The sequence below is a fragment of the Nocardia wallacei genome, from assembly GCF_029869545.1.
GTDB classification, from domain to species: domain Bacteria; phylum Actinomycetota; class Actinomycetes; order Mycobacteriales; family Mycobacteriaceae; genus Nocardia; species Nocardia wallacei_A.
In genome coordinates, this window is sequence record NZ_JARWQD010000038.1 from 23,711 (window position 1) to 36,449 (window position 12,739).

The 12,739-nt window shown below is 69.5% G+C and carries 9 protein-coding genes; 6 read left to right on the forward strand and 3 right to left on the reverse strand.

The window, feature by feature from the left end; translation table 11 throughout:
* Window positions 1–29 precede the first annotated feature (29 nt).
* The 3 genes from QH290_RS02060 to glnA all read right to left on the reverse strand — a co-directional run bounded on the left by QH290_RS02060 (window position 30) and on the right by glnA (window position 2,335).
* A complete protein-coding gene (locus tag QH290_RS02060) occupies window positions 30–389 on the reverse strand; it encodes a nuclear transport factor 2 family protein (protein ID WP_280265938.1) in 360 nt (119 codons plus the stop codon).
* Between the two features lie 75 nt (window positions 390–464).
* Window positions 465–833, reverse strand: a complete 369-nt coding sequence (locus QH290_RS02065) for an ArsC/Spx/MgsR family protein (RefSeq protein ID WP_280381811.1) — start codon at window positions 831–833, stop codon at window positions 465–467.
* Between the two features lie 65 nt (window positions 834–898).
* Window positions 899–2,335: a type I glutamate--ammonia ligase gene (gene glnA / locus QH290_RS02070; RefSeq protein WP_280265940.1), complete on the reverse strand. Its 1,437-nt coding sequence runs from the start codon at window positions 2,333–2,335 to the stop codon at window positions 899–901.
* Window positions 2,336–2,734: 399 nt separating this feature from the next.
* Between glnA and QH290_RS02075 the strand changes: the two genes are divergently transcribed.
* The 6 genes from QH290_RS02075 to QH290_RS02100 all read left to right on the forward strand — a co-directional run bounded on the left by QH290_RS02075 (window position 2,735) and on the right by QH290_RS02100 (window position 12,619).
* Entirely contained in the window at window positions 2,735–4,525 is a 1,791-nt protein-coding gene (locus tag QH290_RS02075) for an AMP-dependent synthetase/ligase (RefSeq protein ID WP_280265941.1), read from the forward strand.
* An 18-nt stretch (window positions 4,526–4,543) separates the two neighbouring features.
* Window positions 4,544–5,731: a PucR family transcriptional regulator gene (locus tag QH290_RS02080; protein ID WP_280265942.1), complete on the forward strand. Its 1,188-nt coding sequence runs from the start codon at window positions 4,544–4,546 to the stop codon at window positions 5,729–5,731.
* A gap of 162 nt (window positions 5,732–5,893) precedes the next feature.
* Window positions 5,894–7,954, forward strand: a complete 2,061-nt coding sequence (locus QH290_RS02085; protein ID WP_280381812.1) for a CocE/NonD family hydrolase — start codon at window positions 5,894–5,896, stop codon at window positions 7,952–7,954.
* A 368-nt stretch (window positions 7,955–8,322) separates the two neighbouring features.
* A complete protein-coding gene (locus tag QH290_RS02090; RefSeq protein ID WP_280381813.1) occupies window positions 8,323–9,804 on the forward strand; it encodes a condensation domain-containing protein in 1,482 nt (493 codons plus the stop codon).
* A complete protein-coding gene (locus tag QH290_RS02095) occupies window positions 9,795–11,249 on the forward strand; it encodes a condensation domain-containing protein (protein ID WP_280381814.1) in 1,455 nt (484 codons plus the stop codon). The genes QH290_RS02090 and QH290_RS02095 overlap by 10 nt, the downstream gene beginning before the upstream one ends.
* Window positions 11,249–12,619 (forward strand): condensation domain-containing protein, encoded by a 1,371-nt coding sequence (locus QH290_RS02100; protein ID WP_280381815.1) that lies wholly within the window; start codon window positions 11,249–11,251, stop codon window positions 12,617–12,619. The genes QH290_RS02095 and QH290_RS02100 overlap by 1 nt, the downstream gene beginning before the upstream one ends.
* Window positions 12,620–12,739: the final 120 nt, after the last annotated feature.

Genomic DNA, 12,739 nt, shown 5'->3' on the forward strand with positions numbered 1-12,739 from the left:
GTGCGCGCCGATATCCCACCTCCCTCCGGTCAGCCGGGGACCTTGTCGAGGAAGCCGTGGACGTGCCGGATCCGGCCCTGCCGGACCACGATCACGTCGAAGCCGACCACCAGCGGTTCGGCGCCCGGTGCGCCGAGATGCCAGGTGAACCGCGCGATGTCGTGGTGACCGTCGACGGGACCACCGAGGCCGAAACGCAGTCCCGCGAATTGCTGCTGCGCCCCGGCCACCACCTGATCGATCGCCTCGCGGCCCGCCACGGCGGCCAGTGGATCGGTGTAGGTGGCGTCGGCCGTGTAGATCTCCTCGAGCAGGGCCTGCCGCTTCGCCTGATCCTGCTCGTTCCAGGAGTCGATGTACCGCTGTGCAATGGTTTCGAATTCGCTCATGCCCCAAGCATCTTCACCCGCGGTACCGAAGTCGATTACGCCTCAGGTAATCCCATTCATACTCGGGGGCCGGGGCTACAGGACCGAGTTCAGGGCTCGGGCGTCGCGGGCGACCGCCGCGCGCCCGTCGGCGGTGGTGATGATCGGGCGCTGGATCAGCTTGGGGTGGTGGGCCAGTGTCTCGATCCAGTGCTCGCGGTCGGCGGGTGTGCGCGACCATCCCGCGATGCCGAGTTCCTTGGCCTCGTCCTCGCCGGTGCGGGTGATGTCCCACGGCTCCAGGCCCAGCTTGGCCAGCACGGCGCGGATCTCCTCGGCGTTCGGCGGATCCTCGAGGTACCGGCGTTCGGCATAGGCGATCCCCGCCTCGTCCAGCGCCGCCTTCGCCGCCCGGCTCTTCGTGCACCGCGGGTTGTGCCAGATCTCCGTCTGCTCAGATGCCATGGGCGAACGATACCGACCGGCCCACCGGTCAGGCGATATCGGCCATGAACACGCACGACCCGGGATCACACGTCGAAGTACAGATCGAATTCGTAGGGGTGGGGGCGGACGTTTATTTCAGCTATTTCGGCGTCGCGCTTGAGGCGGATCCAGGTGTCGATGAGGTCGTCGGTGAAGACGCCGCCCTGGGTGAGGTAGTCGTGGTCGGCCTCGAGGCGGTCGATCACCGCGGCCAGGCTGGCGGGGGTCTGGGTGACCTCCGCCGACTCCTCCGGGGTCAGTTCGTAGAGGTCCTTATCGATCGGGATGGCGGGCTCGATCTTGTTCATGATGCCGTCCAGGCCCGCCATCATCATCGCGGCGAACGACAGATACGGGTTGCCGGAGGAATCGGGGCAGCGGAATTCCAGCCGCTTGGCGGCGGCACTGGTGCCCGTGACCGGTATGCGCACGGCCGCGGAGCGATTGCGCTGGCTGTACACGAGATTCACCGGCGCCTCGAAACCCGGCACCAGGCGCTTGTAGGAATTCACGGTCGGATTGGTGAATGCCAGCAGCGACGGCGCGTGATGCAGCAGCCCGCCGATATAGTGCCGGGCCAGATCGGACAATCCGGCATAGCCCGCCTCGTCGTAGAACAGCGGCGAACCGTCCTTCCACAGCGACTGATGCACGTGCATGCCCGAACCGTTGTCGCCGAACAGCGGTTTCGGCATGAAGGTCACCGTCTTGTCGTGCTCCCAGGCGGTGTTCTTCACGATGTACTTGTACAGCTGCAGATCGTCGGCGGCGGCCAGCAGCGTATTGAACTTGTAGTTGATCTCGGCCTGCCCGGCGGTGCCGACCTCGTGGTGGCCCTTCTCCAGCTCCAGCCCCGCACGCTGCAGGTTCGTGCACATCACATCGCGCAGGTCGACGTCGTGGTCGTAGGGGGCGACCGGGAAATAGCCGCCCTTCGCGCGGATCTTGTAGCCCCGGTTGATCGTGCCGTCGGGATTGTATTTCTCACCCGTGTTCCAGTCCGCGGACTTCGAATCCACCTCGTAGAAGGCGCCGTTCATCGTCGTCTTGTAGCGGACCGCGTCGAAGATGTAGAACTCCGCCTCCGGTCCGAAATAGGCCGTATCGGCCAGACCCGTACTGCGCAGATACTCCTCGGCCTTGCGGGCGACATTGCGCGGATCGCGGCTGTAGGCCGCGCGGGTGTGCGGGTCGTGCACGAAACAGTTCACGTTCAGCGTCTTGGCCGCCCGGAACGGGTCCACCCGGCAGGTCCGCAGATCCGGCAGCAGCAACATGTCCGATTCGTGAATCTGCTGGAAACCACGCACCGACGATCCGTCGAAGGCGATGCCGTTGTCGACCAGGTCGGCGCCGAACATCTTGGCGGGGATCGAGAAATGCTGCGCCACGCCGGGAACGTCGCAGAATCGCACATCGACATACTCGACGTTCTCGGCGTGGATGAAATCCGATACTCCGTCGGTGGTGGGGGTGATCACCGGGCACTCCTCGTGAACTGTCGCCTCGTCGTCGGTCCACCATACGACTTCCCGATCGCCCCCGGAGTGCGAATCGCGTTGTGTACCAAGATCATTCAAGATCACCCGCGACCGGCCGGGCCGAGTACCCGGCCGACCCGCCGCACCCGGGCGAACGGCGGGGCAATCCGATAACATCTCTGACCAGTTATGTCGTAACGCCAGATCGGAGCCCCGGGTGGGTGATGTCGTCACTGCTCACGCAACCCAGACACCCTCCGCCGTCAGTGCACAGTGCACAAACCGGCGGGTTCCACTCTGCGCTATTGCCGGTACCGGGGATCACCGCCGTGCGGTGTGCTGGACACCACACCCGGCCACCGAAGTGACCGGGGACCATCCGTCAGCCAGAGGTAGGTTGTGAGCTCACCGGCCAGGCCCCGCACCCTGTGCGAGGCGTTCCAGAACAATGTCGCCCGTCATCCCGACGCCGTCGCGCTGCGCACCCGGGGCGACGACAGGCGAATCACCTGGCGCGAGTACGGTTCCCGGGTTCGCGCCCTCGCCACGGGCCTCGCGGGCCTGGGCGTCGGGCGCGGCGACACGGTGGCGCTGATGCTCACCAACCGCCCCGAGTTCCACCTCTGCGACACCGCCGTATTGCACACGGGCGCAACGCCGTTCTCGGTCTACAACACCAACCCGCCGGACCTGCTGGCCTACCAGTTCGGCAATGCGGGCAACGCCGTGGTGATCTGCGAGCGGCAGTTCGCCCCGCAGGTCCTCGCGGCGGTGGCGCAGGCCGCCGAACAGGGCCACCGGGTCGAGCACGTCGTCTGCGTGGACGGCGAACCGTCCGGCACCCTCTCGCTGGACCGGCTGGAAACCACCGAGGCACCGGACTTCGACTTCGATTCCGCTTGGCGCGCAGTCGATCCCGAGGACCTGCTGACCATCGTGTACACCTCCGGCACCACCGGCCGCCCGAAGGGCGTCGAGCTCACCCACACCAATTTCATCGAAAACGCTCGCATCGTCGACGAATTCGGGGGCGGCAGCATCGACGACCGGGTGGTGTCCTACCTGCCCGACGCCCATGCGGCCAACCGCTGGTTCGCCCACTACCTCAACCTGCTCGAGGGCGGCCGGATCACCACGGTCCCCGATCTCAAACAGGTCGCCGAGGCGCTCACCGAGGTGCATCCCACGGTATTCCTCGGCGTGCCGCGCGTCTGGGTGAAAGTCAAAGCGGCACTGGAGGATCGGCTGGCCGCCGAGAACCCGGTGCGCCGGGCGCTGGCCGCCTGGGCGATCGGCACCGGCCGTGCGCGGGCCCGCGCGATCTCCGACGGCCGCACCCCGGGCCCGCTCGACACCGCGCGGTACCGGCTGGCCGACCGCCTGGTGCTGTCCACCATCCGAGCCAAGCTCGGCATGGACCGGGTCCGGATCGCGGTGACGGGCGCCGCGCCGATCCCCCGCGACACCCACGAGTTCTTCCTGGGGCTGGGCCTGCCGTTGTGCGAGGGGTACGGCATGACCGAATGCACCGCCGGCGCCACCGTGACGCGCCCCGAACGCGTCAAGATCGGCACGGTCGGCACGCCCCTGCCCGGCGCCGAGGTCTCGATCGCCGCCGACGGCGAGGTGCTCATCCGGGGCGCGATGGTCATGCGCGGCTACCGCGGCGAACCCGAGAAGACCGCGGAGACCGTCGATTCCGACGGCTGGCTGCACACCGGCGACATCGGCGAGATCGACGCCGAGGGCTACCTGAGAATCGTCGACCGCAAGAAGGAACTGATCATCAACGCGGCGGGCAAGAACATGTCGCCGACCAATATCGAGAACACCGTCACCGAGAGCACCCCGCTCGCGGGCATCGTGGCCGTGATCGGCGACAACCGCCCGTACAACACCGCGCTGATCTGCCTGGACCCCGAGCTCGCGGCCGCGTTCGCCGAGCGGCACGGGCTGCCCGACCACAGCTTCGCGGCCCTGGCCCGCGATCCGCGGGTGCGCGCGGCCGTCGAGCAGGGCGTCGCGGCCGCCAACGCGAAGCTGTCGCGGGTCGAGCAGGTCAAGCGGTTCGCCCTGCTCCCCGAGGTCTGGCAGCCGGGCAGCGACTGCCTCACCGCCACGGGCAAGCTGCGGCGCAAGCCGATCGCCGCGGCCTATGCCGATACCATCGAATCCCTGTACGCCGGCTGAGGCGGGACGGAGGAAGCTGTGGAGACGCCGACCCGGGACCGTGCCCTCGAGGCCCTGTATCTGCGCGCCGGCGCGCTCATGCGGGACTATTCCGATTCGATACCGCCGTATCGGAGCATCCCGCGATCGCTGGTGATGCCCGGCTGGGAGCGCGGCGCGAAGCTGAATATCGAACTGTTCTTCGATCTGCTGCGCCACGGCAACATGCCCGGTCCCGAGGACACTCGCGAACTGGTCGAGCTCGCGCTGGACCGGGTGCGCGACGGCGAACCCCTCGAGGAGGTGCTGGGCCGCTACCGCCAGGGCGCCGAATTCATCTTCGACCGATTGCGCGCGGCGGCCAGCGAGCGCGAGCGCGAACTGCTCGCCGATGCCGCGCTGCCGCTGCTGCAGTACGTCACGCTGGTCGTGGAACGCATCGCCACGGCCTGCGTGCGCCGCGCCCACGATCCGCGCTGGGAGCTGCTGGAGCGCCGCCGCGGCATCGCCGACGCCCTGCTCACCGGACGTGACCCGGTGGAGTGGGCCGACGAACCCGCCATCGCCGTGCCGGAGGCGTTTCTGATCGCGGTCTTCCGCCTCGGACCGGGCGCGGGCGGCCGGACCGGCGGCGACACCAGCGAGCTGCGGCACTGCATCGAATCGATTCCGGGCGTGTTCCTGCGCCTGGACAGCGGCGGCTGGACCGCGCTGGTGCCGCTGCAGCCCGGCGACGACGGCACCGCGACGATCGCGAGCCTGACCGGACGGCTGCCCGCCCGGACGGGTGAGCAGGCGCCGCCGTTCTGGGTGGGTGTCGGGTCCGCCCGGACGCGCGCCGACATCCCGTCCGTATTCGCCGAGGCCCGCACCCTCGCCGAACTGGGCCGCTGCCTGAACCGCTCGGAGCTGGTGTGCCATCGGCGCGACCTGCAGTTCGAGTACACGGTGGCGGCCAGCGGCGCGGCTCGGCCGGGCCTGGCCACCGTCCTGGCGCCGCTGGACCCGCAACCGCTGCTGGCCGAGACGCTGGAGGTCTTCGTCGACAGCGGTTTCAACCAGCTCGCCACCGCCCGGCAGCTGAACATCCACCGCAATACCGTGACCTACCGGCTCGCTCGCGTCCACGAACTGACGGGCCTGGACCCGCACCGGCCTACCGACGCCATGACGCTGTCCGCGGCCCGCATCGCACGCAAGCTCGAATCCGCTTGCTTCGCACCGTAATTCGGCAATCGCCGATCTTGTTCCAGTGCACAACCCGTCCGGCCCCGGTCTTGGTTATTGCCGGTACCAGGCATATGTCTCTGTGCGGTGTGCTGAACCGGACGAAGAGGTCACCGGCGCAGTCGCGCACGGGCCCGAGGGATTTCAGTAGAGGTGGATTCGTTGAGAAGTTCGACCCGGCCGCACCGGCGCGGCCGCATCGTCACCCTCGCCGCCGCGGGAGTCACCGCGGTGGCGCTCACCGTGCAGTGCGCGCCGACGGCGGGCACCGTCCCCGCCGCGGGCCCGGTGCCCGACGCCCCCGCGAACTTCGGCCTGCCCGCCGACTACCAGCCGACACCGGCCCGCTACGGCGTGGGATACCAACTGGGACAGGTGGTTCCGCTCGCCGACGGCACCCAGATCCAGGCCGAGGTGCGCTACCCCACCGACCCGGCGACCGGGCAGCGCGCGGCGGGCGAATTTCCGGTCGTGCTGAACTTCACCACCTACGGTGCCGTGTCGAGCGCGCTCACCGCCGCCGTCACCAGCGTCGTCGACGAGCTGCGCATCCCGCTGCCCGACCACCTGAAGGACGCCCGCCGCATCATCAATCAGGCCACCAGCGCGCAGGACATGCTGGTGCGGCACGGCTACATCGAGGTGGTCGCCGACGTCCGCGGCACCGGCGCCTCCACCGGCGCCTGGAATCCGGCCTCCGCGCAGGACGGCGCGGACGGCGCGCAGCTGGTCGACTGGGCGGCGAAGCTGCCGGGTTCCAGCGGCAAGGTGGGCATGTACGGCTACTCGTTCCCGGCGCTCAACGCCCTGCGCACGGCCGAAACCGTCGGTCCCGGTTCGCCGTTGAAGGCGATCGTGCCGATGGCCATGCCCAACAACATCTTCAACGAGGTGCTCGGCCACGACGGCATGATGAGCCCGCTGCTGCTGACGGTCATCGCGCTGATGGTGCCGTATATGAGCCTCATCGGCCCGTTCCTCGCCGCGCCGATCACGCCGCAGCTGTTCCTGCGGTCGCTGGTCGATCACCTGCGGGCCATCGCCGGATCCGACAGCACCGTGCGGATGCTGCTCGACGCCTACACCGGCGGGCCCACCGCCTACGAGGACCGCTACTGGTCCGAGCGCCGCTTCGAGACCGATCTGGGCAGGCTGGTCGACAACGGCATCGCCATGTACCAGGTGGGCGGGCTGTGGGACCTCTATCAGGAAGGCCCGTGGCGCAACTACTCCCAGCTGCAGAACCTCGCGGCCGGGCGCGACCAGTTCGCGCCGATGGCGCCGGATCAGCGGCCGGACGGGCGTTTTCAGCTGTTGATGGGCCCCTGGTATCACGTCGGCCTGGGCTTCGGCCCGGGTTCGCGACTGGATACCGACAAGATCGTGCTGGCCTGGTTCGACCGCTGGCTCAAGGACATTCCCAACGGCGTCGACACCACCGACACCCCGCTGCACGTCATCGATCCGAACAACATGGCCGTCGATACGGCGCGATATCCGTTCGAGCAGAGCACAATTCAGCGTCGGTACCTCGACGGCGATCGCCTGGCCGAGCAGCCGCCCACCGCGGCCGACGCGTCGGATCGCCTGGAGTACACCGGAATCGACAACCTCTGCAACCGCCAGAGCCTCGCGCAATACACCGGCGGCCTGCTGGATTTCCTGTTCCGGCTGTTCACCGCGTACAACCCGTGCACCGAGCGGGTGCAGCCGCCGACCGCGGGCCTGAAGTACACCATGGACCCGGTCACCGAGCCGACGGTGCTGGCCGGACCCGGCAGCGTCACCGTGCACGCCTCCTCGACCAGTACCGATGCCGCCCTGCAGGTGTGGCTCGACGACGTCGCCCCCGACGGCAGCTCGGTCAACATCACCGGCGGCTCCCAGCTCGCCAGCCAGCGCACCCTGGACGAGGCGCAGACCTGGCGGACGGCCGACGGCACGGTCTACGCGCCCGAGCACATCGTGCGCCAGGACAACCAGCGGCTGCTCACTCCCGGTGCGACGGTTCCGCTGGAGATCAAGCTGCGGCCGACGTTCTACCGCCTGGAACCCGGGCACGCGCTGCGGCTGCGGATCACCAGCGGCACCTTCCCGTCGACCATTCCGATCCCCACCGATCTGCCGCGCCTGCTCGGCTCGTCACAGCAGATCCACCGGGATGCGGCACGGCCGTCGGAGCTGGTGGTGCCGCTGGCGCCCGCGCTGTCGTTCGGGCGCTGATCGGCGCCCGTAAAAATCGTGCGAAGCCGAAGTGAATTCCGGTTGTCGTGGCCGGGGCTCGCGGGCTGCGCGTTTACATAACTCAACCACTTGACACGTCATAACTTCAGGCAGAAGCGCTACCGTCCGAAATTAACCGGGCGGTAGCTGCTTTATTTTCAGGGCATTGCCGATAACGGTGATCGAACTCACCGCCACATCCACTGGTCACATGTCCTAGAGTCATCCGCATTCCGGCGAACGACGAGGTCACCGGTAGATTCAGACAATTCACGCACGCCCCGACACGTGCGCCGATATTTCCCGTTCCGAACCGGGAAACCACCGTCGGTTCGACATTTTCTGAACACATCGGATGAGGGATCGTAATGGAGTTCATCGAACTGGCCGATTACCCGATGCCGTCCGGCCGGGTGACCGAATGGCTGCCCACCGCCCGGACGCACTGGGCCGACTGGCCGCGCGACTCGCGCGCGGTCTCCTACAACCACGAATATCATCTGCGCAGCGCCCTGGAGCACAGCCGCGTCCGTACCCGGCAGCACAGCTGGCTCGGTCACGTGCTGCGCGTCGACGGACCGCTCGACGGCGCGGCGTGGCGAACCGCCCTGGAGGCGTGGATCGACCGGCACGAGGTGCTGCGCAGCCATGTCGCCGTGGAGGGCGGGCGCACCGCCCGCTACACCCTGGGCCCCGGCGCGGTCCGGGTGCGGCCCGTCGAGGTCGCGCCGCCCGGCTCCGCCATGTCGGCGTACCGGATCGTGCAGCAGCTGCTCGACGAGCGCACCTCACCGCTGGACTGGCCCGCGCATCTGTGCGTCACCGTCGACGGCCGCGACTCGTTCACCGCGATCGTCGCCGCGGATCACGCGGTCATGGACGGGTATTCGACCACCTCCATCGGCGGCGAGCTGCGCGCCCTCTACGCCGCCGCCCGGCACGGGAGCCGGGCGGATCTCCCCGCGACGGCCAGCTACCTGGACTTCTGCCGCAAGGAACGGCAGCGCGCCGAGACCGCGCGGGCCGATCATCCGGCCGTGGACCTCTGGCGCGAATTCCTCTCCGGCACTGTCGAAGAGGAACCGCGGGCCGGGGTGCTCGCCGAGGCCGCCGCCCGGCCGGTGGCCCCGGTCGGCCCCGACGACACCGTGAATCCGACTGCGCCGCAACGCACCTTGGCGATCGAGGTGCTCGACGCCGCGGCGGCCGACCGTGCCGCGGCCGCCGCCCGGGAGCAGGGTCAGGGGCTGGTCGCGGCGCTGGTGGCGGCCTTCGCCGCCGCCTGCACCGAGCCCACCGCCACCTCCGAATTCCGCACGGTGGTGCCTATGCACACCCGCGACGAACCGCGCTGGGCGGGCAGCCTGGGCTGGTTCGTCGGCCTGGCACCGTACCGGATCGACTGCGACGCACGGGGTCTCGCCGATCTCATCGCACCGTCGGGCGACGAGCTGCGCCGGGTGCGCGACGCGGCCACCGTGCCGTTCGCCCGGGTGTGCGAGCTGCTCGGCACCCGGCCACGCATCTCACTCATGGTGTCCTACATGGACATTCGCGCCATATTCGGCGCCGAGGACTGGCTCGGCACCGACACCCGGTGGCTGCGCAGCCGCACGCGATCGGCCGACGAGTTCTTCTTCTGGTTCCTGCGCACGCCGGTCGGCGTCACGCTCAATATGCGCTATCCCGGCACCGCCCGCGCCACCCGCGACGTCCACCGGCACGTGCTGCGCGTGCGCGGGCTGCTCGGCGAATACGCCCGCCACGGCGACGCCCGCCTGCGCATCGCGCCCCAGCCCCTCGCCGCCACACCCCGCAGCATCGAACAAGGAGCGCCGACATGGAGATGATCCACCTCACCGACTGGCTGCCCAAGCCCGGCGAACTGCTCGAATTCGTGCCCACCGCAACGGCTTCGCTGGCCGCCGCCGCGGCGCCGCCCGCGCCCGTCCCGCCCTCCTACATCCAGGAATTCCATATTCGATACTGGCACGACAAGCGCCGCGCCGCCGATCCCGACGATCTCGCCCGCAGCGTTCGCACCGAGCTGTCGCTGTGCTTCAGCATCGCCACGCCGCTGGACCGCACCGCACTGCGTCAGGCGTTCACCGAGTTCCTGCGCCGCCACGACAGCCTGCGCTGCCGGTTCGACGTGGACGACACCACGATGACCCGGCATCTCCTCGACGCGGACACCGTGGAGCTCGAGACCGTCTTCCGCGGTGCCTACGCCTCCGGTGAAGCGCTGCGCGACCGCCTGGCCGCCCGATTCCAGGCGCCCGATCCGACGGCGTGGCCCGCCTTCGCCCTCGGCGCCATCGACCACGGAGCCGACGGTTTCACCGTGTACTTCAGCATCGATCACGCGTTCTCCGACGGCACCTCGCTGGTCGCCGCCATCTTCGAGCTGCATCAGCTCTACTCCGCCCACGTCGGCGACGCCGCTCCCGCCCTGCCTCCCGTCGCCGGGTACGCCGAATATGCCCGGCAGGAACGGGAATTGGTGTCCGGACAGCCACCGGAGCTGGAACGGCTGGCCCGCCTGCTCGCCGACAACGCCGATCACCTCCGGCCCACACCGTGGGATCTCGGGCTCGAGCCCGGGGAGTTCGGCGACAGCACGGGCCTGCGATTCGACCTGCTCACCGGCGACCAGTGTGACGCGTTCACCGCCGCGTGCGCGGGCGCCGGAGGATCGTTCGCGTCCGGCCTCTACGCCGCGGTCGCGCTGACAGAACTCGAATTGGCCGGGCGCACACGGTATCTCGGGCTCAATGTGGTCGGCACCCGCAACGACCCACGGTTCCGGTTCACGCAGGGGTGGTTCATCAATCTGCTGCCCGTCGCCTTCGAGGTCGGCCGGTCCGCGCGCTTCACCGACCTCGCCGCCCGCGCCCGTGTCGCGCTGAACGACATCAAACCCCTGACCGGGATCCCGCTGCTGGCCGCGCTCCCCCGGGCCGCGGAGCTGGCCGGGCGGGAGCTGCCGCCGGTCCGCGACTGGCCCTGGGTGTCGTATATGGACATGCGGCCGATCTCCGGCGAGATGCTGGAGCAGTCGCTGCCCGGCCTGCACGGCATCCGCGGGCTCGGCTCCTCGTCGCGGATCGCGCAGCCCTCGCCGCTGTGGTTCAACCGGGAGGCCGACCGGGTGCACGTCGCGGTGATGTTCCCGGACACCGCGCGGGCCCACGACTCGGTGACCGGTTATCTCGAGCGGCTGCGCACAGTACTGCGCGAGGTGGCGACCACCGGTGAATTCGCCACCGCGGCACCGGGTTCCGAGGTGACCTAATGGACCTCGCATTCCTCGACCAGCTCACCGTGGCGCCGGGCACCCTGCTCGAATGGGCGGTGTCGGCCGAGCCCGGACCGGCACCCGATCCGACGCCACCGACCGCGAATCAGATACTGCATCTGTCCACCGGCGGGCCGACCACCTGGCTCGCCGCCGCCTTCGATGTCCCCGGACCCATCGACGAATCGGCGCTGCGGGCCGCGTTCGCCGCCTGGCTGCCCCGCCACGACGCGCTGCACTGCTGCTTCTCGGCCCCGGCGACCGGCGGTCCCGGACTGCACCTGGTGTCCGACAGCGATATTCGGCTCACCCCGCGGCCGCCGGTGCCGGTGGCGTCCGCGGGTGAGCTCCGCGGGCTGCTCGGTGCGCGGCTCGATGCGGCGTGCGCGCCGTTCACCTTCCCGCCGTATTTCCTCGGCGCCGTCAGCAGGGCCGAGACCTCCACGGTCATTTGCGGATTCGACCATGCCATCTGCGATGCGTGGTCGATCACGGTCGCGGTCAGCGAGCTGACCGAGCTGTATCGCGTCGCGGGCGACGACGGGCACGCCGCCGCGACCGCCGCCGCCGAACGCCTGCCGGAGCCGGGCAGTTTCCTGTGCTACTGCACCAGGGAGGCGGCCGCCCCGACGGCGACCACCGGGCCCCTCCTGCGCGACTGGCACGAATTCCTGCGTGCCGCCGGGGACGATCTGCCGCACTTCCCGCTCGATCTCGGTGTGCCCGCCGGAACCCTGGCGGCGCCGGGCGGCGATGTCCGGTCGATACTCACGCCGAGTGCCATGGCCGCGCTGCACCGCAAGGCGCGCGCCGACGGGCATTCGGTCTTCGCGGTGCTGATCGCGGCGATCGCGCACACCACCGTCAAGCTCGGCGGACCCGAGCACACCGACCTGGTGTTCCCGGTGCACACCCGCCGGGAACCGCGCAACCACAACACCTTCGGCTGGCTGGTGGCCAACGCACCCGCCCGGATCCGGGCCGAATCCGACCTCGCGGCGACGGTGCCCGGCGCGGACGCGGCGATCCGCACCGGTCAGCGCCTCGCGCAGGTCCCGGCCGTGACCGTATTCGAATCGATGGAGACCGCGCTGCGGCCCGGCCGCCACGGGCTGTTCAGTGTGTCCTACACCGACTACCGGCACCTGCCGGGCGGCTCACGCAGCGACACCGGCCGCCCGCTGGCGCGACGAGCGACGCAGATCAGCCGCTCGGCACCCGTCGACGACGTCCAACTGTGGTTCGCCCGCACCGACGAGGGCCTGACCCTGCGCACCCGCTTCCCCGACACCCCCGTAGCCCGCCCCACCGTCGACGAATTCCTCCGCGTCCTAACCGATCTCACACACTCCACCGCTCGCAACTAACCGGGTTTCCCCGCACCCCGGCAGCCCCCGTTCCCGCACTCCTTGCGTGTTTCCCCCCCCCCTGGCGGGGGCGGGCAAGGGGGGGGGGGACCCCCGGGGGGGGGGGGATAAGCTAGGGGG